This window comes from Microbacterium oxydans (genome assembly GCF_006540085.1).
GTDB classification, from domain to species: Bacteria; Actinomycetota; Actinomycetes; order Actinomycetales; family Microbacteriaceae; genus Microbacterium; species Microbacterium oxydans.
Genome location: NZ_BJOG01000008.1, coordinates 257,040 through 277,629 on the forward strand (window position 1 = coordinate 257,040; position 20,590 = coordinate 277,629).

The 20,590-nt window shown below is 69.7% G+C and carries 21 protein-coding genes; 9 read left to right on the forward strand and 12 right to left on the reverse strand.

The features are described from left to right. Nucleotides 1-37: 37 nt before the first annotated feature. Nucleotides 38-1,384 carry a M20/M25/M40 family metallo-hydrolase gene (locus MOX01_RS15610; RefSeq protein ID WP_141370440.1) on the reverse strand — a complete coding sequence of 449 codons (1,347 nt, stop codon included), beginning with the start codon at nt 1,382-1,384 and terminating at the stop codon, nt 38-40. Between the two features lie 112 nt (nt 1,385-1,496). Between MOX01_RS15610 and MOX01_RS15615 the strand changes: the two genes are divergently transcribed. The 3 genes from MOX01_RS15615 to MOX01_RS15625 all read left to right on the forward strand — a co-directional run bounded on the left by MOX01_RS15615 (nt 1,497) and on the right by MOX01_RS15625 (nt 3,088). Next, nucleotides 1,497-2,237 (forward strand): SDR family oxidoreductase, encoded by a 741-nt coding sequence (locus tag MOX01_RS15615; RefSeq protein ID WP_141370442.1) that lies wholly within the window; start codon nt 1,497-1,499, stop codon nt 2,235-2,237. An 85-nt stretch (nt 2,238-2,322) separates the two neighbouring features. Then, entirely contained in the window at nt 2,323-2,589 is a 267-nt protein-coding gene (locus MOX01_RS15620; RefSeq protein WP_061015541.1) for a thioredoxin family protein, read from the forward strand. An 85-nt stretch (nt 2,590-2,674) separates the two neighbouring features. Next, entirely contained in the window at nt 2,675-3,088 is a 414-nt protein-coding gene (locus tag MOX01_RS15625; RefSeq protein WP_061015542.1) for a VOC family protein, read from the forward strand. Between the two features lie 12 nt (nt 3,089-3,100). Here MOX01_RS15625 and MOX01_RS15630 read toward each other — a convergent pair whose 3' ends face one another. The 8 genes from MOX01_RS15630 to MOX01_RS15665 all read right to left on the reverse strand — a co-directional run bounded on the left by MOX01_RS15630 (nt 3,101) and on the right by MOX01_RS15665 (nt 13,055). After that, nucleotides 3,101-4,615: a PucR family transcriptional regulator gene (locus MOX01_RS15630; protein WP_141370444.1), complete on the reverse strand. Its 1,515-nt coding sequence runs from the start codon at nt 4,613-4,615 to the stop codon at nt 3,101-3,103. Further along, nucleotides 4,612-5,640 carry an S-methyl thiohydantoin desulfurase domain-containing protein gene (locus MOX01_RS15635; protein ID WP_046747272.1) on the reverse strand — a complete coding sequence of 343 codons (1,029 nt, stop codon included), beginning with the start codon at nt 5,638-5,640 and terminating at the stop codon, nt 4,612-4,614. Before MOX01_RS15635 ends, MOX01_RS15630 begins: the two co-directional genes overlap by 4 nt. Nucleotides 5,641-5,650: 10 nt before the next feature. Next, entirely contained in the window at nt 5,651-6,769 is a 1,119-nt protein-coding gene (locus tag MOX01_RS15640; protein WP_113681527.1) for an S-methyl thiohydantoin desulfurase family protein, read from the reverse strand. After that, nucleotides 6,766-7,866, reverse strand: a complete 1,101-nt coding sequence (locus MOX01_RS15645) for an S-methyl thiohydantoin desulfurase family protein (RefSeq protein ID WP_061015545.1) — start codon at nt 7,864-7,866, stop codon at nt 6,766-6,768. The genes MOX01_RS15640 and MOX01_RS15645 overlap by 4 nt, the downstream gene beginning before the upstream one ends. Nucleotide 7,867: 1 nt before the next feature. Then, nucleotides 7,868-9,415, reverse strand: coding sequence for a hydantoinase/oxoprolinase N-terminal domain-containing protein (locus tag MOX01_RS15650; protein ID WP_046747269.1), 1,548 nt, complete (start codon nt 9,413-9,415; stop codon nt 7,868-7,870). Between the two features lie 42 nt (nt 9,416-9,457). Beyond that, a complete protein-coding gene (locus MOX01_RS15655) occupies nt 9,458-10,798 on the reverse strand; it encodes a purine-cytosine permease family protein (RefSeq protein WP_058630433.1) in 1,341 nt (446 codons plus the stop codon). Nucleotides 10,799-11,056: 258 nt separating this feature from the next. After that, entirely contained in the window at nt 11,057-12,460 is a 1,404-nt protein-coding gene (thrC, locus tag MOX01_RS15660; protein WP_141370446.1) for a threonine synthase, read from the reverse strand. A gap of 88 nt (nt 12,461-12,548) precedes the next feature. Then, nucleotides 12,549-13,055, reverse strand: a complete 507-nt coding sequence (locus MOX01_RS15665; RefSeq protein WP_061015547.1) for a methylated-DNA--[protein]-cysteine S-methyltransferase — start codon at nt 13,053-13,055, stop codon at nt 12,549-12,551. A gap of 169 nt (nt 13,056-13,224) precedes the next feature. Between MOX01_RS15665 and MOX01_RS15670 the strand changes: the two genes are divergently transcribed. Then, nucleotides 13,225-14,037, forward strand: coding sequence for an alpha/beta fold hydrolase (locus tag MOX01_RS15670; protein ID WP_141370448.1), 813 nt, complete (start codon nt 13,225-13,227; stop codon nt 14,035-14,037). A 57-nt stretch (nt 14,038-14,094) separates the two neighbouring features. Here the strand turns inward: MOX01_RS15670 and erm are convergent, their stop codons facing one another. The 3 genes from erm to MOX01_RS15685 all read right to left on the reverse strand — a co-directional run bounded on the left by erm (nt 14,095) and on the right by MOX01_RS15685 (nt 16,884). Then, entirely contained in the window at nt 14,095-14,859 is a 765-nt protein-coding gene (gene erm / locus MOX01_RS15675; RefSeq protein ID WP_141370450.1) for a 23S ribosomal RNA methyltransferase Erm, read from the reverse strand. Between the two features lie 226 nt (nt 14,860-15,085). Next, nucleotides 15,086-15,688, reverse strand: a complete 603-nt coding sequence (locus MOX01_RS15680) for a response regulator transcription factor (RefSeq protein WP_141370451.1) — start codon at nt 15,686-15,688, stop codon at nt 15,086-15,088. Then, nucleotides 15,685-16,884, reverse strand: a complete 1,200-nt coding sequence (locus MOX01_RS15685) for a sensor histidine kinase (protein WP_230977958.1) — start codon at nt 16,882-16,884, stop codon at nt 15,685-15,687. Before MOX01_RS15685 ends, MOX01_RS15680 begins: the two co-directional genes overlap by 4 nt. 156 nt (nt 16,885-17,040) lie before the next feature. On the opposite strand from MOX01_RS15685, the gene MOX01_RS15690 reads away from it, so the two are divergent. The 5 genes from MOX01_RS15690 (at nt 17,041) to MOX01_RS15710 (ending at nt 20,574) form a co-directional block, all read left to right on the forward strand. Further along, on the forward strand, nt 17,041-17,589 hold the full coding sequence (locus MOX01_RS15690) for a hypothetical protein (protein ID WP_058630427.1): 549 nt from the start codon (nt 17,041-17,043) through the stop codon (nt 17,587-17,589). A 61-nt stretch (nt 17,590-17,650) separates the two neighbouring features. Next, nucleotides 17,651-17,986, forward strand: a complete 336-nt coding sequence (locus tag MOX01_RS15695) for an ArsR/SmtB family transcription factor (RefSeq protein ID WP_058630426.1) — start codon at nt 17,651-17,653, stop codon at nt 17,984-17,986. After that, a complete protein-coding gene (locus MOX01_RS15700; protein ID WP_141370455.1) occupies nt 17,986-18,687 on the forward strand; it encodes a cation efflux transmembrane domain-containing protein in 702 nt (233 codons plus the stop codon). The genes MOX01_RS15695 and MOX01_RS15700 overlap by 1 nt, the downstream gene beginning before the upstream one ends. A 34-nt stretch (nt 18,688-18,721) precedes the next feature. Continuing rightward, the gene (locus MOX01_RS15705) at nt 18,722-19,630 is read left to right on the forward strand and encodes an SDR family NAD(P)-dependent oxidoreductase (protein WP_141370457.1); all 909 of its coding nucleotides are present in this window, start codon (nt 18,722-18,724) and stop codon (nt 19,628-19,630) included. Between the two features lie 38 nt (nt 19,631-19,668). After that, nucleotides 19,669-20,574 (forward strand): arginase family protein, encoded by a 906-nt coding sequence (locus MOX01_RS15710; protein ID WP_141370459.1) that lies wholly within the window; start codon nt 19,669-19,671, stop codon nt 20,572-20,574. Nucleotides 20,575-20,590 lie beyond the last annotated feature (16 nt).

The following is a 20,590-nucleotide window of genomic DNA, read 5'->3' on the forward strand; positions in this document are numbered from 1 at the left end:
TTCGGGTCCCCCGGCAGGCTCCGAGGGGAGGGTGAGATCACCCTAGCCGTTCGAGCAGCGCCCTGTGGAACCGCTCTCCCCGTTCCAGCGCGGCGATCTCCACGCTCTCGTCGACGCCGTGGATCGACGCGCGCTGCGCATTCGACATGTCCAGCGGCGCGAACCGATAGACCGCGGGTGAGAAGCGATGGAAGTGTCGCGAGTCGGTGGCCGCCATCATCACATACGGGACGGCAGGCACGCCGGGGAACGCGACCTCGAGCGCGTCGGCCAGCAGAGCGAATTGAGCGTTATCGGTCGATGATTCCGGCGACGGTTCGCTCGCTTCGACGACCTCGACCGCGACGAGCGGATCGCGGACCCGCCGGCGCACCCGGAACGCCGTCTGCTGCGTGGTCTCCCCGAGCGCGATGCGCAGGTTGACGGTGGCCGAAGCCTGCGACGGCAGCACGTTCGCCGCGGTTCCTCCGGACTGCATCGTCGGCGCGACGGTCGTGCGCACGAGAGCGGCCGGTTCACCACCCAGCGCGGCGAAGATCTGCGCGGTCAGCAGCGGCGCAGAGCCGAGGAACCGCAGCAGGTGGCGAGCCGTGCCCGGCGTCTGCGCGGCCAACTGCGACAGCATCCGGAGGATCGCCTTCGAGGCACGGGGGCGGAAGGTCGTCGGGCCGAGTCGGTCGACAGCCCTGGCGATGCGGCGGACCGCCGTGAGGGCCGGCGGGGCCGAGGCGTGGCCGCCTTCGCCCCGTGCAGAGAGCCGCAGGGTCATCACACCCTTCTCGCCGACACCGATCATCGCGGCCCGTCCGGGAACGAACGGCAAGGGCGCATCGACGACGGCACCGCCCTCGTCGACGACGAGCCAGGGGACGATTCCCCGGTCGCGCAGCACCCGCGCGATCTCCTCGGCGGCGCGTCCGTACGTCTCCTCATTGCCGCCGAAGGAGAGGTACACGTCGCGGGGCGGGACGAACTCGTCGGCGAGCAGATTCTCGACCGCCTCCAGGATCACGATCAGCGGCCCCTTGTCGTCGAGAGCACCTCGACCGTAGACCGATCCGCCGGCGATCACGCCCGCGAAGGGCGGGTGCGTCCAGGCGTCGCTCTCGTCGACGGGGACGACGTCGTAGTGCGCCATCAGCACGACCGGCCCCTCGTCCGCCGCAGCACTCCCGCTCCCCTTCCAGTGGAACAGCAGGCCGAATTCGGTGTGCCGTTCCAGACGCAGCCTCTCGTGCGTCAACGGGTAGAGCTCGGCGATCAGCGCGACGAACTCCTCGAACGGAGCCGAGCCGCGTTCATCGAGTTCGGCCGACACCGTCGGGATCCGGATCATCTGCGAAAGCCTCTCGGCGATGCCGGGGCGCACGGTCGATGTGGTCACAGCGCCATCGTACCCAGCGGCGGATCCGCTCATCGGAAGCCTTCCGACTGCGTTCGCGCTCGTCCGGCTCGGCGAAAAAGACGAGGATGGACCGAGACGAAGGAGAACGCACATGAGGATCGCCGTCGCAGGAGGAACCGGGACCGTCGGTCGACACACGGTCGAGGCGCTGCGATCGGCCGGCCACGACGCCGTCGTCCTCAGCCGATCCCGAGGAGTGGACCTCGTGACCGGGCAGGGCGTGGGTGAGGCACTCGCCGGCGCGGATGCGGTGATCGATGTCGTGAGCGTCGAGACCCTCAAGGCGAGCACGGCGATCGAGTTCTTCACCGCGGCGGCCGGGAACCTGTCCGCTGCGGCTGCCGACGCGGGTGTCGGACATCTCGTGCTGCTGTCGATCGTCGGGATCGACCGCATCCCGTACGACTACTACGCCGGCAAGATCGCCCAGGAGAAGATCGTCGAGGGATCCCGCGTGCCGTCGACGATCCTGCGAGCGACGCAGTTCCACGAGTTCGCCGGGCAGATGTTCGAGCGGGCGAAGCTCGGACCACTCCACCTCGCCCCGAACGCCCGCACCCAGCCTGTGGCAGCCCGTGAGGTGGGCGCACGTCTCGCGGCACTGGCAGGGGCGGAACCGCAGGGCCGGGTACGCGACCTCGCCGGACCCCGCGAGGAGCAGCTGTCCGACATGGTCCGCGCTTTCGCTCGACGTCGCGGATACCGCGGCTGGGTGCCCACCGTGAACGTGCCGGGGCCGCAGATGGCGGGGATGAGGGCGGGCCATGCGCTCCCCGGCCCCGACGCCGACCTCGGGCACCAGGGCTTCGCCGAGTGGCTCGCCGCGCAATAGCGTCCTGGAGCCGGTCGGGGAACACGACGAACCGGGCGGAGGTTGCACCTGTGGTGATGACGCGAGAGCGTCCGAGGAGGTGCGGATGGAACTGACCCTGGTGTCGTCGTCGTTCTGCGGCGCGTGTGCACGGACCAGGACCGTGCTGGCCGAGGCGGCACGCTTCCTTCCCGACGCGACCATCACGGAGATCGACGTCGCGCGAGACCCGGATACCGCCGAGAGACTCGACATCGAGGTCACACCGACGGTGATCATCCGCGACGCCAGTGGCCTCGAAGTGTTCCGCGCCGCCGGCGTCCCGACCGTGCCGCAGGTACTCACCGCCGCGGTCAGAGCGCTCCCGGCCTGAACCTCTTGCGGGCACGACGACCGCGGCGCAGACTGAGCCTCAGCGGCACCGGCCGTGTCGTCCGTGTCAGCCTCCTGGAGTTCTCATGCCCGCTCTCAACCCGTACCTGTCCTTCCGCACCGAGGCCCGCGCGGCGATGGAGTTCTATCAACGCGTCCTCGGGGGCGACCTCGTGGTGAACACGTTCGGGGAGTTCCCCGACATGGTGCAGGATCCGAGCCAGCGGGACCTCATCATGCATGCGCAGCTGGACACTCCGGACGGTCTGGTGCTGATGGCCTCGGACACCCCCGACGGCATGCCCTACGAGAAGCCGCAGGGATTCTGGGTCTCGCTGAGCGGGAACTCGCAGGAGACCACCCGCACCGTGTGGGACGGGCTCTCGGACGGGGCGACGATCACCATGCCGCTCGACGTGCCCCCGTGGGGTGGACTGTTCGGGATGCTCGTGGACCGGTTCGGCATCCCGTGGATGCTGCACGGCGACCCGCAGGAGTGAAGACTCCCCGGCTCAACGCGGCTGCACCGCGCGACATGCGAGGTGCAGGGCGAGGCGCGCCTCCGGGTCGGTCAGGTCGATGCCGAGAAGCTCCTGCACGCGTCTGATCCGCATGGTCACGGTGTTGCGGTGCAGGCCCAGCGCAGTCGCGGTCGCGGCGATGCCCGATTCGTGGTCGAGGTAGGCCGAGAGCGTGACGAGCAGTTCGCCGCCTCCCTCCCGCAGCGGAGCCAACAGCGATTCCGCCGCGGGAACGAACGTGTCGTTGCCGGTCCACGCGAGAAGGAGCTGCTCCAGTCCGAGACTGTCCACCCGTACGAACCATCCCGTCGCCGACCGCGATGCCGCGATGCGCGCCGCGTCGCCCGCCTCGTCGAGCGTCGTTGCGAGGCCTTCCGAACCGCCCTGGAGCGAGCCGACCCCGGTGGCGACGGCGAAATCGCGCAGCACCCCGAGATGCAGGTCCCGCAGAGCGGCGACGGCCCGCTCCACCTGATCCGGATCCGGCGACTCGGCGAAGGTCAGCCACCCGCTCAGTCCACGACCGGCCGTCGTCGCATGCGCCTCGCCGTCGATGGCGCTGAGGCCGGCGCTGACCGTACGCAGCAGCGAGAAGGAGTCGAGGCGGCCCCGTGCCACCATCCGGAAGCCGAGGTGATGTCCGCTGGTGCGCCACCCGCGCTCGAGCATCCGTCGTTCGACGTCGGCATCCGCCGCACCGTGCAGGTCGACGAAGTCCCGCAGCAGTCCGGACGACACCGCGACGTCGTTCACGGCCGCCACCTCGTCGATCAGGATGCGTGCGGCGACGGCGGGCATCGCGACCTCGGCCGCGACGGACAGCGACTGCACCTGCGCCTCACCGAGCCCCCGGCCGAACAGCACGAGCCGCAGACCGCTGCGCCCCGGGCTGTCCACGCGCACCGATGCGGCCGCAGCATCCCCGATGCTCGTCCGATCCAGCCAGGATTCGAAGCCGATCGCGGCGTGCAGCCGCTCGTCCAGGTGAGCACCCGCCTCCTGGAGCACGCCGGACGAGTCGATCAGCGCAGCTCCGACGCCGAGGTTCGCGGCGATGTGGCCGAGCAGGTCGGCCAGGTCATCGGCGGCGTACTCGAAGGACTGGGCGACCTTGCGCACCTGACTGAGCGTCAACGCATCCCGCGCCTCGATCAGCATCCAGCAGGCCCTCGCGAGCTGGATCGGTCGCTCGACATCGAGCAGGCAGAGGCCGATCCGGTCTGCGAGGCGGAACGCGCCCGCGTCGAACGAGGCGGCTCCGGGGAGGGCGAGCCCCGAGTACCCGCGATCACGCAGGCGGCGCAGCAGTGCATCCTGCTGCCAGGTCGATGTCGGCGCTGCCGCCGTGATGATCGCGAGTCGGCCGGTGCCGGCTTCGACCAGCTCTGCCTCACTCGCCCCCACCGCGACGGCATCCCACAGTGCATCCACGGGTCCGGCGACACGCCTGAGGGCGCCGTTCTCGGAGTGGGCGAGCAGCGCGCTCAGCTGCAGTCTCTCGTTCACGCGGCGTCCACACCCTCGAGGCCGTACGCCGAGGGCAGCACCTTCGCGCGTCGGTCCGCTCTGGCGTTCCACCAGGGAGGCGCCGGGATCGCGAGCACCGCCACCGTGCGCGCGAGCCGGAGCTCGGTCACCTCGAGGATCTCGCGCGATATCGCGTCGACGACCACGATGATCTCCGGCGCCGACGCCACGAGACGGCCATCCGTGAGCACCGCGAGGGTCTCGGAGCGGCTGACCACGCGATGGACTGCGCCGGTGAGACCGCTGATCTCCACCGCGTTCACGTGTGGATCGTGCGCCCAGGGCGATACCGAGATGATGCGACCCTCGGCGAGCAGTTCCGCCCCGAGGACGTCCGCGAGCAGAGGGAGGGGTGCTGCCGAGGCTGCGAGGTAGGCCCGGCCCAGCTCGAGCGCGTAGGCGAGGTGTCCACCGATCGCGTGCTCCGTCAGATCGCCGACCGTGAACCCGCCGAGCACGGCACATCCGACCCCGCCCGCCTGGACGATCGCCGACCGCACCACCCTCTCGGCGTCGATCGCGCGGTGCGCCTCGACGAGCGCGACGCCGTCGGACCCCGTGTCGCACGCGAACACGAGACCGGGCACCTGATCCACGAACAACGACATCTGGTCGAGGCCGGGCACTGCGCGACCGGTGCAGTCCGCGTCGACGATCACGTGTGAACCTGCGAGCGTCAGCGGAGCGAGGCCGTTCATGCCCCCGCCCTCGAGAGAGCAGACGGCCGGCACCGGATGGCCGATCCAGCGTTCGACCGCGCCCAGCAGCCGGGCGAACGGGTTCGCCCCGGGGAGCCGCTCACCGAGCAGCATCGTGGAGCCGACGAAGGCGACACCCAGGCATGGCGTTGCCGGGTCCAGCGCCGCGACCGGTGAGACCTCGATCGGCCAGCCCTCGGCTCCGGCGAGCATCAGCTCGAGCATGGTCGTCGAGCCACCGCCGCCGGAGCCGAGGAGCGCATAGCCGCGGGCGAGCGCCGTGAGGTCGTCGCGCTGCAGCATCATGCGCTCCAGCCTAGGGAGAAACGCCCTCACCCGCGGCCAGCGCTTCGATCGGAGCGAACTCCGCTGCGAGGCCGAACGCCGAAGGTCCGAAGGCGGCGAGGGCATCGGGCGTGCGCATCATCTCCGGAGTGGAGATACCCAGTACCCGGACGCGCTGACCGTACCGGAGCCCTTCCGTCGTGATGGGCTCGGCCGTCTCGTGATCGACCACGCAGATCAGGTCGGGGACGATCGCGACGAGCGTCTCGCCGCGGTGCGCGATGAGGTTCTCGTTCTGGAACGAGATCTCGAACGTGTCGCCCTCGTCCGCGCCCAGCGGTGCGATGACGGCTCGCCCCTTCGCAAATCCCTCGGTCGTGCGGCGTTCGACGTCGACGACCTTGCCGACGCAGAGTTCGCGCAGGTGCGGGTACAGGGTGGTCGAGAGCGTGCGGGCGATCGCCTCGAACGGCGAGCGATGCTCCTCGCGCGCGAGGCGGATCGCGCGACCGAGCGCGAGCGCCATCGAGATCGTGCGTGGCACGGCCGTCCTCCGCACGTCGGCTCCGGTCATCGCATACTCGGCGATGTGCCCGACGCCGCCGAGACGGATGGTGATCCCGCGGGCGAGCCACTCCATCTGCCGGTCGTCGTCGCCCGTGTCGATCACGACCTTCTCGCCCCGTTCGCCGGCGAGGGCGAGAGGCGATCCGTGCACGCCGTACACGGCGAAGGTCTCCATCGACAGCTCGGGAAACGCCCGTCCCATGCCGTCGGCGTCGACCACGGGAAGCCCGGTCTCCGCGGCGACGATGAGCGGGATCATGGAGTTGATGCCACCGCATTCGATCGGCATCGTCGCATCGGCCTTGCGCCCCAGGTGCTCTTCGAGCGTGCGCAGAGCCAGCGTGGGCTCCGTGCCCGCGGGGATCTTCTCGATCATCACGGTCGGCGCCCCCATCTGCGCGGTCGGGATCACGAACAGATCGTCGGGGAGCTCATCCGGGTCGAGGATCGTGATGCTGCCCTCGCCGAGAACGCGCTCGACGAGCATCTTGCCGATGTACGGATCGCCTCCCCCGCCGGTACCGAGCAGCGTCGCGCCCCTGGCGAGGTCGGGCAGGTCGGCGGCCGTGAGCTGCCAGCTCATACGGCGGCTCCCGCCGCAGCGGTTCCGACGGAGACGCTGCCGTCGAAGCGGTGCGCATCCATGTCGTACCCGAAGTACCCGGGGCCGACCATCGCGAGCGCCGCCTGCGAATGCCAGCGCTCGTCGGCCGGAGCCGCGATCACCCGCACCCGCTGTCCGTAGCGCAGCGCCTCGGTCGTGATCGGCTCACCCGACTCGCCGTCGAGCACCATGATCAGGTCGGGCGTGGTCGCGAGGACGACGCCGTCGGCTTCCGCCACCAGATGCTCGTTCTGGAACTGCAGGGTCAGCGTCGCCCCGCCGTCGCCGTCGATGCGCGCGCGTCCCCGGGCGAAGCCGGTCGTGGTGGCCCGGTGCACGTCGACCACCTTGCCGTCGAACAGCTCACGCCCGCCGAGCAGATCGACGACGCCATCGACCGGGTCCGTCTTCGCGTCCCGCGCCGCCGTGATGCGCTCGCCGATCTCGATGCATCGGGAGAGCGAGCCCGCCACCAGCGACTCACGTGCGGCGGAACCCGACATCGAGAACCCGGAGATCATGACCGAGCAGCCCATCTCCACGCAGGCCACGCGGGCGATGCGCTCCGTCCAGGAGTTGTCGACCGTCTGCAGCACGCCGGTGTTGCCCTTCTCGTCGCTGAACGCGAGAGGGGAGGCGGTCACCCCGTAGAGGGTCGGGAGCACCATCTGCAGCTCGGGGAAGGCACGTCCCATCCCGTCGGCGTCGACGAGCGGCAGACCGAGTGCTGCGGCGGCCGCGATCGGGATGGTCGAGTTGACTCCGCCGACCTCGGCGCACGCGATGTGGGTGATCGGACGGCCGAGATGGATGCTGAGCGCCTTGACCGGCTCGACGACCTCGGCGAGACTCGGCAGCTTCTCCACCATGACGGTCGGTGCGCCCATCATCGCGACGAACAGCACGAGAGCGTCGTCCGGCACCTCGTCGAGGCCCACGACCGTGACCTCACCGGCGGCCAGCGCCTGACGGGCGAGGAGTGCTCCGATGTAGGGGTCTCCTCCCCCACCCGTGCCGAGGACGGCAGCACCGCGGGCGAGTCCGTCGATGTGCGCAGACGTGATGGTCCAGCTCATGTCACGCCCCCATGTCGAGGTCGCCGACGGCCTTCACGCGGATGCGCGTGGCGTTGCCGGGGAGGTACGGGATCGGAACCTCGTCGAAGTCGATGATCGATACCGTCGAGGGTTTCGCACCCGCCGCGATCGCCTTGTCGACAGCTTCCGCGCGGACTTCGGCGATCGTCTCATCGCGACGACCGGGCTCGATCGCATAGACCTTGTCGATCTCGCCGCCGACCTGGGCGATCGATGCGCCGATGGCGTTCGCGACCGCGTAGTTCTCCGGCCGGTGCACGGTGCCGAACAGGGGCAGCTCGTCGGGGAGCAGGATGGATCCGCCGCCGACGGCCACCACGGCGATGGGCTCCGGCGAGGTGCGCATGCGGTCGACTGCTTCGGAAACGCGCTCGGCGATGCGGGCGAGCACTCGCTGCACGAACACGGGGTCGAGGTGTGCGACCCTGCTCGCATCGCCCACCTGGGCGCGACCCGCGGCCACCGCGATGTCCGTGGCGGTGAGCGTGGAACCGCCGAAGACCAGGGCCTCGGTGGTCAGCCGATACCCCACCGATGCCGGTCCGACCTCCGCGGTCTCCTCATCGACGATGCTGCCGCCGCCGATGCCGAGGGAGAGCACGTCCGGCATCCGGAAGTTGGTGCGGATGCCGGCGACCTTCACCTCGTTCGCCGTCTCCCGGGGGAAGCCGTTGATCAGCAGTCCGATGTCGGCGGTCGTGCCGCCGACATCGATCACGGCACAGTCGTCGAGACCGCTGGTGGCCGCTGCTCCGCGCATCGAGTTCGTCGGTCCGGAGGCGAAGGTGGCGACCGGGTAGCGGCGCACGTACTCCTCGTCCATGAGCGTGCCGTCGTTCTGGCTGAGGAAGATCGGCGCCTCGATGCCCTGGGCACGCACCGCCGAGGTGAGCCCGTCGACGATCTCGGAGGCGAGCTCACGGAGCGCGGCGTTGATGATCGTCGCGTTCTCGCGCTCCAGCAGGCCGATCCGTCCGATCTCGTGCGACAACGAGATGGCGGCATCATCCCCCAGCACCGACGCGACGATCTCGGCGGCCTGCACTTCGAGGTCGTGGTTGACCGGGCTGAAGACCGAGGAGATGGCGACCGAGCGGATGCCGTGCGCCTTCATGTCCTCGGCGTGCGCGCGGATCTCCTCGGGGTCGAGGGGCGAGATCGGCCTGCCGTCGAACTCGTAGCCACCGTGCGCGAGGTAGCTGCGGGCCTGGGTCGCCTCGACCAGCACCTCCGGCCAGTCGACCAGCGGCGGCAGTGCGCGCGTCGCCGGAAGTCCGAGGCGCAGGGCGGCGACGGGCGCGAGACGGCTGGCCTGCACCAGGGCGTTGATGAAGTGCGTCGTGCCGATCATCACGGCGTCGATGTCCGCACCGGCGAAGGCGTGTCCGACCCGCAAATCCTCGATCGCCTGGATGATGCCGCTCGTCACATCGGGTGTGGTCGAGTGCTTCACCCCCGCCAGGGTGCGGGTGCCGTCCATGAGGACGGCATCGGTGTTGGTGCCGCCGACGTCGATGCCGATGTGCATGATTCTCGCTTTCCGGTGAGGGGATGTCTGTCTCGGGGCCGGTCAGGCCGCTGCTGCCGCTTCTTCGATCGGGGCTGCCTGTCGCGTCGTGGCGACTCCGACCCCGCGCACCCAGCCGAGCTTGCCCGCCACGATGTACAGCACCATGGAGAGGAAGAGACTGAGCAGGGACGGGATGCCCCACGTGACGAAGTATCCGACGAGTGCCGAGACGAGCCAGACGACGATGGTCGCGGGCACGATGCGCGGTGCCGTCGCCGGCAATGTGCCGGCTTCTCGGGTGGCGTCGAGCTCGGGGCGCCAGCGACGCACGATGTAGTACTCGGCGACCATGATCCCGGCGATCGGCGGGAATGCGACGCTGAGCACGATCAGGAACTCGGTGAACTGGCCGAGGATGCCGACTGCGGCGAGCACGGACCCGACGATGCCCAGCACGATGGTCGTCGTGACGCGGTGCAGGTTCTTGCCGAACGCGGTCGAGATGAAGTTCACGAGCCCCAGCGTGGAGGAGTACAGGTTCCAGTCGTTGATCTTCAGGGTGCCGGTGAGCACGATGAACAGACCGATGAAGCCGACCGACGAGGTCACGATCGCGACGATGTCGCCGCTGGCGGCCGCGTGGGCGAGCAGCACGCCGGCGAGGCCGATCACGAACTCACCGAGCGAGACGCCGACCACGGTCTGCTTGATGACGTCGGCACGGGAGCGGTTGAAGCGGGTCATGTCACCGGTGATGATCGCACCGACGATGAGACCGCCGGCGACGATGCCGGTCCCGGCCCAGACGCTCATGGTCGGACCAGGGGCAGGACCGGTGAGCAGTTCGCCGATGTCGTGGCGGGTGAGCTCGGAGATGACTGACCAGCCGACCAGGATGAGGAACAGCGGCACGGTGATGTTCGCGAGCCACTGCATCCCCACGAAGCCGAAGGCCACGATCGCGGTGACGGCGAGACCGAAGATGAGGCTCCAGGCCCACACCGGCAGGGCGCCGGGCATGAGCGCGTCGAGAGACTGGGCGGAGATGGCCGACTGGATGCCGAACCAGCCGATCAGGCTGATGCCGATCGCGAGGCCGACCAGCGAGGCTCCGATCTCGCCGAAGCCGGTCCAGCGGGCGAGGAGTGCGGTGTTCAGGCCTTCGCGCTGGCCGATGAAGCCGACCACGCACATGATCACCTCGAGGATGAGCGAGCCGAACAGGAAGGCGAGGACGGCCTCGCCGAAGGTCATGCTGTAGCCGAGGGTCGCGCCGAGGAGGAACTGCGAGAGGGCCGAGACCTGTCCGAATCGCTGCACGGCGATTCCGAACCAGGGTTTGCGGGCCTCCGGAGTCACTCGGGAGAGCGCGAAGTCGTCTGCGTGCGCCGTGCGTGCCATGAGGATCCTTCGGGAGGAGGAGGACGGGTTGTGCGCCACAGTAGCGACGCTTCCCACGGCCCCGACATGTGCATATCGCACGAGAATCACGCGAGGATGTGCAGGTCGCACACCTTAGGTTCCTCTCCCTCGCCTGTCTCTTGTCCAAGAACGACGCCGAGACCCACGCTCAACGCCGAGACCCACTCCTGCCGACGCGGGCAGGAGTGGGTCTCGGCGCCAGGCGTGGGTCTCGAGGACGGCCTGGGGCGCGTGGAGTCAGTGCAGCGCGTTGGTCTCGATGAAGGCGCGCAGGGCCTGCTCGTCGTCGCCCATCTCGGTCACGTGCTGAGGCGCATCGAGCATCTCCTGCAGCTCCGGCGCGTAGCCGAGCTCGACACCGATGGCCTCGTGGATCGTCTCTGCGAACTTCTCGGGCTTCGCGGTCTCGAGCACGAGCATCGGCACGCCGGGCTCGACATACTCGCGGGCGACCTTGACACCGTCGGCCGTGTGCGGGTCGATGACCTCGCCGGTCGCCTCGTACACCGAGCGGATGGTCGCCAGTCGATCCGCGTGCGTCGACGTGCCGCTGACGATGCCGAACTCTTCGAGGAAGCGCTCCTTGTCGGCGGAGAAGTCGAAGTGGCCCTGCGCCTCCAGATCGTCCCAAGCGCCGACGACGCGAGCGGGGTCGCGGCCGACGAGCTCGAAGATGAAGCGCTCCAGGTTGGACGCCTTCGAGATGTCCATCGAGGGACTCGACGTGGCGAGGGTCTGGGCGGCGCTGCGCGGTCGGTAGACGCCCGTGCGGAAGAACTCGTCCAGCACGTTGTTCTCGTTCGCGGCGAGCACGAGACGACGGATCGGGAGTCCCATCTGCTTCGCGAAGAAACCGGACAGGATGTTGCCGAAGTTCCCGGAGGGCACCGTGAACGACAGCTCTGTCCAGCCTCCGGCATCCGTCGCCCGCAGCCAGGCCCAGAAGTAGTAGACGGTCTGCGCCGTGATGCGTGCCAGGTTGATGGAGTTCACCGCGCCGAGGTGCTGGGCGCGCTTGAAGTCGAGGTCGCCCGCGAGCTTCTTCACCAGGTTCTGGCAGTCGTCGAAGACGCCCTCGACCGCGATGTTGTGCACATTCGCGTCATCGAGCGAGAACATCTGCGCCCGCTGGAACGCGCTCATGCGGCCCTGCGGCGACAGCATGAACACGGCGACGCGCTCCTTGCCGCGTAGCGCGTGCTCCGCCGCCGAGCCGGTGTCTCCCGAGGTGGCGCCGAGGATGTTGAGCACCGCGTCGTTGCGCTCCAGCGTGTACTCGAGCACCTGGCCGAGGAACTGCATGGCCATGTCCTTGAACGCGAGCGTCGGTCCTTCGGAGAGCCCGACGAGCGTCAGGTCGTCGTCGATCGCGCGCAGCGGCACCACACCGTCGGGGAAGTCGGCGTACGCGGCATCCGTCATCCTGGCCAGGTCTGCACGGGGGATGTCGGTGGCGAACAGCCCGAGCACCTCGGTCGCGAGTTGCGGATACGTCAGCGCACGCCAGCGCTCGAGCGTCTCGCCATCGACGGTCGGCATGACCTCGGGCACCGCCAGTCCGCCGTCGGGCGCGAGGCCCTCCAGAAGCGTCTCGCTGAACGACTGCGGCTGCATGCCGCCGCGGGTGGAGATGAACTGCACGTTGGCTCCTCGGCTCGGGACTCGGCCCGTCCATTCTCGCAGGGTGTTCCCCGTCGAGTTGACGCGATGACGGAGGCGGGCGCTGCACTCAGAACAGCGAGGTGGGCAGTGCCCCTTCGTGCTCCAGCAGCCAACGCTTGGTCTCGAGCCCGCGACCGACGTCGCCGCCCGAATAGCCGCCGAGTCCGTCGCCGGCGACGACCCGGTGGCAGGGGACGATCAAGGGCACGGGGTTGGCTCCCATGATCGAGCCGATCCCCCTGGCGGGCACCGCGGTTCCGCTGCGTGCGGCCAAGCCGCCGTACGTGATCGTCTCACCCTGCGCGACGGTCTCGTGCAGGGCAAGGAGCACAGCTCTGGTCGCCGCGGTCTGCACACCGAGGTCGACCGGCACGTCGAAGCACCGCAGCCGGCCGTCGAAATAGGCGCGCAGTTGCGCGAGAGCTTCCGTGAGCAGCGGATCGGCGCCCGGCTCGGACACCACCACACTCCCGTCGGGCGGAGTCGACCGCCACGTGACGCGGGTGATCGCCCCACCGTCGCTGACGACTCCGACGACGCCGACCGGAGTCGCGAGCGTTCCGAAAGCCGACATGCGTCGAGAGTACCGCCCGTTCCGGACACGCAGACCGGCCGAACGATCACGGCGCGGAGGAGCGATCTCGCGGGGAGAGGGTATGGCGCCCCGCCGCTTCCGGCGCGACCCTGGATGGTGGCATCCCCTTACCGGGCACGATCACCATCTCGCTGACAAGGAGCACCCCATGAACACCACCACGGCCGCGCTCGACCTCGCCGACGTCCGTCTGCACTACGAGCTCCGCGGCGAGGGACCGCTGCTCGTCCTGATCGGCGCGCCGATGGATGCCGACGCCTTCGCTCCCTTCGCCGACGAGCTCGCCACCGATCACACCGTCCTCACCACCGACCCGCGCGGAGTCAAACGGAGTGTCCTGCACGACCGCTCGCAGGGCTCCAGCCCCGGGCAGCGCGCCGATGATCTCGCGGCGCTCATCGAGCACGTCGATCGCGGACCAGCGACCGTCTTCGGCTCCAGCGGCGGCGGCGTGACCAGCCTGGCGGTCCTGCAGGCGCACGGCGACCTCGTATCCGTCGTCATCGCCCACGAACCCCCACTCCTGGAACTGCTGCCCGACCGCGTCGAACAGCGCCGCCTCACCGACGAACTCCGGTCGGCGGCGCTCTCCGGCGACCGCGTCGGCGCCTGGAGGCTCTTCTTCGCGCAGGCGAACATCCCGATGCCCGAGGAGGCGCTCGTCCAGTGGTTCGGCGGCGAGGTCGATCCGCAGCACCACGCCGACGAACAGTTCTGGTTCCGTCACGAGCTTCCGGCCAGCGTGCGCTGGGAACCCGACCTGGCGGCACTGCGAGCGCGCACGGCCGACCTCGTGCTCGGAATCGGCCGGGAGTCGGTCGGCCAGCTGTGCGAACGCACGACGACTGCCCTCGGGGAACGGCTCGGAGTCGAGCCGACCCGGTTCCCCGGCGACCACACCGGATTCGTCGATCACCCCGGGGAGTTCGCCGCGCGTCTTCGTGAGGTGCTCGACCGCTGAGGAACGCCCGCCGATCGAGGCCATCGAGCGCACGACCAGCTCGACGGCCTCGACACGTCAACCGCGGCAGAGCTGATGCCAAAGCGCTGCCCAGTGCTCCGGGCGCAGCTCACGGGGAAGGCGACACTCCCTCGCCCCGGCTGCCGCCACTGCCCGCCGGGCCTTGCCCACAGGGATGCGTGCGGCGGCGGCCACGACCGCGGCGAGGCTCCCCCCTCGGCCCGTGAACATCGCGCGGACGAACGCCTCGTACCGCTGCCGATCCGATACCGCGACGAGAGGCGACCCCCGACGGGTGATGGCGAGCAGACCGCCGTCGACACTCGGCTGCGGTGTGAAACCCCACGCGGGGACGCGCCCTTCCAGGGCGAACTCGAACCACGGCGCGGACTGCGCCGTCATCATGGTCGCGCCGCCCACACCGGCGCGCTTGCGCGCCACCTCCCATTGCGTGAGCAGCACCGCCTCGTTCCAGCGGTCGCCCGAGAGCAGGCGCCGCAGGATGGGCGTCGTCACGTGGAAGGGGATGTTGCCGACCACGGTGTCCGCATCGAGCGGGTGCCGTGTGGCGTCGGCGATCTCGATGCGCACACCGGGCAATGCCCTGCGCAATCGGTGCACGCGGTGCTCGTCGACGTCGATCGCGGTGAGCGGTCTGCCCAGATCCGCGAGCACGCGAGTGAGCGCTCCGTCGCCGCAGCCGAGTTCGAGGATCGAGCCCGAGGTACGACCGACGAGGGCGGCGATGCGGGTCAGGGTCGGGCGGTGGGTGAGGAAGTTCTGGCCGAGTTCGTGACGGCCGCCATGGATTGAACGAGGCATGAGTGCGCTCCAGAAGAAGAATCGGAGCACCTCGGAGGAGGGAGACGACGCGAAGAAGCGTCAGTGAGGACTGCCCGTCCCGAGGTGCGATGACATCTCGGTGGACGGCGCGCAGATGCGTGCGGAGAGCGAGCGCGCCGTCAGGCGCGGCGGTCGCGGAACACGAGAGTGCGCCCCATCACGGGCGCTGCGCATATTGTTCCCATGCCTGCCAGCATATCCGCCCTCAGATCCAGCCGCGCTCCTCGGCCATCAGCACGGCCTGCTGACGGGTTCCGACCGAGAGCTTCCCGAGGATGACGGAGATATGGTTGCGCACCGTCCCCGGGGCGAGTGAGAGCGCCCGTGCGATCTGGCCGGTCGTCTCCCCACGCCGACCGGCACGCAGCACGTCGAGCTCGCGGTCGGTGAGCGGAGAGCGCTCGTCGCTGAGCGCGTCGGCCGCGATCTCCGGATCGACGTAGCGGGCGCCAGCCGCGACGCGCCGGATCACCGCGGCCACCTCGTCGGCGCCACGGGACTTGGGGAGGAATCCGGAGACGCCCGACGCCAGGGCACGTCGCAGCACTCCCGGGCGTGCATGTCGAGTCACCACCACGCACCGCGTCGCGATCGCCCTGTTCAGCTTCTCGGCCACCTGCACGCCGTCGAGCCCCGGCATCTCCAGGTCGAGCAGGCAGACGTCCGGCTGAAGTCGCAGAGCCTCGACGACCGCCTGCTCGCCGTCCTCGCACTCGGCGATGACCTCGATATCGTCTTCCAACCGGAGGAGGGCTGCGAGCGCGGATCGGATCATCGCCTCGTCATCGGCGAGCAGCACCCGGATCATCGACCCTCCTCCGATCCCATCGGCACAGTGACGACGACGACGAATTCGGTGGCCTCACGCCGCACATCGAGAGTTCCGCGCGCTTCCTCGATCCGCCGCCGCACACCGTCGAGGCCCGATCCGTCGTGCTCGATATCGGCGTCGACCGCGACATCATTCGCGATCTCATAGCGCCAGTCGTCGCCGACGCGACCCAGCAGGAGGCGTGCATACCGTCCGCCGCCGTGTCGGAGAACGTTCGTCGTCGTCTCCCTGATGACCGGACCGAGGGCGGATGCCGGTGCGGCGTTCGCATCCGCATCGATCGTGGCTCCCACATCGAGGCCGGCCGCCGTCAGGAGATCACGGGCGTTGGCGAGTTCGTCTCCCAGCGGCACGGAGCGGAAGCGCGTCGCGAGGTCTCTGGTCCCCTGTCGCGCCTCGTCGACGCTGATCCGCGCCGCACGGAGTTGCTCCATCCCCGCATCGGCGTCACTCGGCAGCAGACGCTCGGCGAGCTCCAGCTGCAGCGCGATGACCTGGAGGTGATGCCCCTGCAGGTCGTGCACGTCGGTCGCCACCCGGAGGCGTTCCTGCGTGGCGGCGAGCCGAGCCTCGGAGGCCCTGGCGCGATCGAGCGTGATCAAGACATCCCACCACCACAGCGAGGTGACCGTCATCACGGGGAGGAAGACGGTGTAGGCGGCGGTGAAGAGGAAGGGCACCTCGGGAGCGACGTCGAGGTGCGAGTCGACCACTGCGAGGGCGGCCAGGACGACCGTCGCAGCGATGACGACCTTGTATCGGACACCCGGCTGCCAGTTCAGCAGCACGATCGACTGCACGATGGGCATGAGGGCGAGCTGCCAGCTCCCGATCAAGCCGCCGGCAGCCGCACCATAGGCGACCGCGATGAGGAGCGGTGCGCCGAGGCGCATCCAACGCACACCCGGCTCCGCGTCCAGACGATGCCGATAGTCGAGGAGCAGCGAGACTGTGGAGCCGACCCAGAGGATTCCACCGCCTCCGACGATCACACCGCCGATACCCCGGAGGTCGACCGCGAGCGTGGTGACCGTCCACGCAGCGACAAGCGCGAGTTCGAACATGATGACTGCGGACGCCGTGTACCACCAGGTCGCGGTCACACCCCGCGACAACTGCCTCGCTCCCGGACTCGGCCCGACGGGGGCAGGGGGCTCGATACGACTGCTCACGCTCCCCACGATAGGGCCGTGACAGTTGTCACGGACGCGTCGTGCGATCTGCCCGGGAAGCGATGACGGGCCGACACTGCCGCCGAAGGGAGCATTCGGCTGGACTGGAGTCATCGCATCGGAGACTCCGATCGCACCGACAACCGGGAGTATCCCATGAACCTCATCGAGACCTTCCAGAACCTGGTGGCCCAGGTCCCCGAACTCGTGCAGCCGCTCATCGTCGCCCTCGCCGGCGCGATCCCCTTCATCGAGGGTGAAGGGGCGGTGAGCATCGGCATCATCGGCGGCATCTCTCCGGTGATCGCCGCGATCGCCGCGATCGTGGGCAACTTCCTCTGCGTCCTGGTGGTAGTGATCGTCAGCTCCGGAGCCCGACAGGCCGTCGTGAACCGTTCGCGAGCCAAGACCGCGGCGCTCGCCGGTGCCGGCGGCGGCACGATCGACGAGCCGGCCGCGGATGCGGCCGACACTGGTCGCGGCACCGCGCGTCGCGAGAAGTTCCAACGTGCGTTCGAGCGCTACGGCGTTCCCGGGGTGAGCCTGCTCGGACCGCTCCTGCTGCCGACGCAGTTCACCGCGACCATGCTTGCGGCTTCCGGCATCGGCAGGGCGCGCATCCTCTTCTGGCAGGCTCTGGCCATCATCGGCTGGACCACCGTCGTCGCCGTCATCGTCGGAAGCGCGGTGTACGCGATCCGCTGATCTTCGTAAGGAGACTGGATTCAGAATATCTTGAATTCAGTCTTTTCTGTATAGTTGAGCTGTGACCACCGCTCTCGCCTCCCTCACCCACACGGCAGCAGTCGCCCGTCTGGGGCACGCCCTCTCGGACGCCACCCGGGCCGGTGTGCTGCTGGCACTGCGAGAAGCGCCCCGATACCCCGCCGACCTGGCCGATGCGCTCGGCGTCTCACGCCAGGCCATGTCGAACCACCTCGCCTGCCTCCGCGGATGCGGGCTCGTCGAGAGCGTTCCGGACGGACGCCGAAGCAGCTACCGACTCGCGGATCGCCACCTCGCTCCAGCCCTCGACATGCTCATGCGGGTCACGCTCATCGTCGAGCCGGACTGCTGCTCGGGTGAAGGCTGCACCTGCTGATGACCCCCACGGCAGCCGCGACGCGCCGCGAGACCCTCCACCGCCGCATCCGCCTGATCGTCGGAATCACCATCGGCTACAACCTGATCGAGGCGGTCATCGCGATCGCCGCCGGATCCGTCGCCTCGTCAGCCGCGCTCGTCGGCTTCGGACTGGACTCCACGATCGAGGTGCTCTCCGCGGCCGCGGTCGCCTGGCAGTTCACCCGCCGCGATCCGGAACGCTGGGAGAAGCCGACTCTGCGCGTGATCGCCATCGCCTTCTTCGCACTGGCGATCTATGTGACGGCGACGTCCGCGACTGCGCTGGTCACGGCCGAGCGCCCCGAGCACAGCACGATCGGCATCGCTCTGACCGCGATCAGCGTCGCGGTCATGCCGTTCCTCTCCCTCGCCGAACGCCGGGCGGGGCGAGAACTGGGTTCGGCCACGGCGGTCGCAGACTCGAAGCAGACCCTCATCTGCACCTACCTCTCCGCCGCGGTGCTGGTCGGGCTGGTCGCGAACTCGCTGCTCGGCTGGTGGTGGGCCGATGCGGTCGCCGGTCTCGTCATCGCCGCCTTCGCGGTGCGCGAGGGCCTCGAGGCATGGCGGGGCGACGCCTGCGCGACGTCGGTCGGGATGCTGCTCGAGGACGACGCCCACGACCACGACCACAACCACAACCACGACCACGACCACGACAACGACGACGCACGCTGAAGCCGCCCCCAGGGGCGGCACCTAGGCTGAGGGGATGGAAACCGCTCCCCCGACGTCGGCTCGGGATCTGCTAGGTCGGACGGTTCTCGTCACGGGCGCGAACGCGGGCATCGGCTACTGGTGCGCGGAGCAGCTCGCCGCACGTGGCGCACGCGTCGTCCTCGGCTGTCGCTCCCCCGAACGCGCGCGCACGGCGGTCTCCTCGATCAGAAGCCGGGTGCCGGACGCCGACCTGCGCGTGCTGGCACTCGACCTCGGCTCGCTCGGAAGCGTGTCAGACGCAGCCTCCGGAGTGGATGAACGCCTCGACGCGATCATCTGCAACGCCGGCGTGAAGGCGGCGGATCGGGCGGCGCGCACGAGCGACGGCCACGACCTCATGGTCGGCACGAACTTCCTCGGTCACTTCGCCCTGGTCGCACAGCTCGAGGCGGGGCTCGCTCCGGATGCCCGTGTGGTCGCGGTCGGCTCGATCGCCCACCGTTTCGCACGCCTCGACCCGGCGACGCTCGACGACCCGTGGACCGGTTCCTCACTGCAGCAGTACGGGCGGTCGAAGGCGTCTCTGATTGCTTTCGCGTTCGAGCTGGCACGGCGCTGGGGCGGCTCATCCCGCTCGGCGGTCTGCGCGCACCCGGGCTATGCGGTCGACCCGCTCACCCCTCAGCGCCCCGGCCTGGCGGCGGTGCCCGGAATCGTCCGCGCGCTGGCGGCACCGACCAAGATGCTCGTGCAGGGCAAGGATGGCGGGGCGCTGCCGATCGTCCATGCTGCGACATCGGCGGAAGTCCTCAACGGCGAGTACTGGGGTCCCGGCGGTGTGCTCGAGTTCCGCGGAAGCCCCGCGCGGGTGGCGGCGTCGGAGAAGGTGCGCTCATCCGAAGTGGGCGCGGCGCTGTGGGCGGCGGCCGAGCGCCTCACCGGGGTGCCCTTCCCGACGTGACGGCGCCGGGTGTCCGACCCCCGCGACAGGATGAGGCCATGATCACGCTGCTCTCCGCGCCGTCCAACCTCGGCCTCCGCCCGCCACAGCCCGGCGCGGTTCCGGGTGCGGCGAAGGCCCCGGAAGCGCTGCGCGAGGCCGGGCTGTTCAGCCGATTCGCCGCGGTCGGCGCCACCGACTCGGGCGTCGTCCTCCCCGGACGCTATGTCGACGACGCCGCGACGAGGCCCCCCGGCCACGTGCGGAACGAGGTCGCGATGGTCGATCACGCGCGACGCCTCGCCGCCCGCATCGGTCAGGCGTTCGACAGGGATGAGGCGCCGCTGGTGATCGGCGGCGACTGCTCGATCCTCCTGGGTGCAGGCATCGCCTGCGCCCATCGCGGCGGGATCGGACTCGTGCACATCGACGGCCACACCGACTTCCGCCACCCCGGCAACGACCCCGACAGCGCGAGCGTGGCCGGGGAAGACCTCGCCGCGGCGGTGGGACTGCACTGGCCGGCCATCGCCGACATCGACGGCAGCGGCCCTTACTTCCCTGCCGCCCGCACCGCGCACATCGGCCACCGCGACGACGACGAGCAGCAGCAGGAGGCACGCGCCGTCCTGGGGAGGGTTGCTCCGGCAGCGGAGGTCCTATCCCGCGGAGCACAGCGGGTCGGCGCGGAGTGTGCCGCAGTGGCAGGGCCGGCCTACTGGCTGCAGCTCGACGTGGATGTGCTCGACCCCTCCGTCATGCCCGCGGTCGACAGTCCCGACCCGGGAGGGATCGGCGCGGCGGAGCTCACCGCACTGCTGCGGGAGCTCGCGCCGCGCGCCGTCGGCGCCTCCGTGACGGTTTTCGACCCCGACCTCGACCCCGACGGGCGCTACGCCCGCCTGCTGGTCGATGTCCTCTCGGAGGGACTCCACGAGCTGGGAACCCTGACACCGCGCACCTGACGACGGAGGCGCGGGA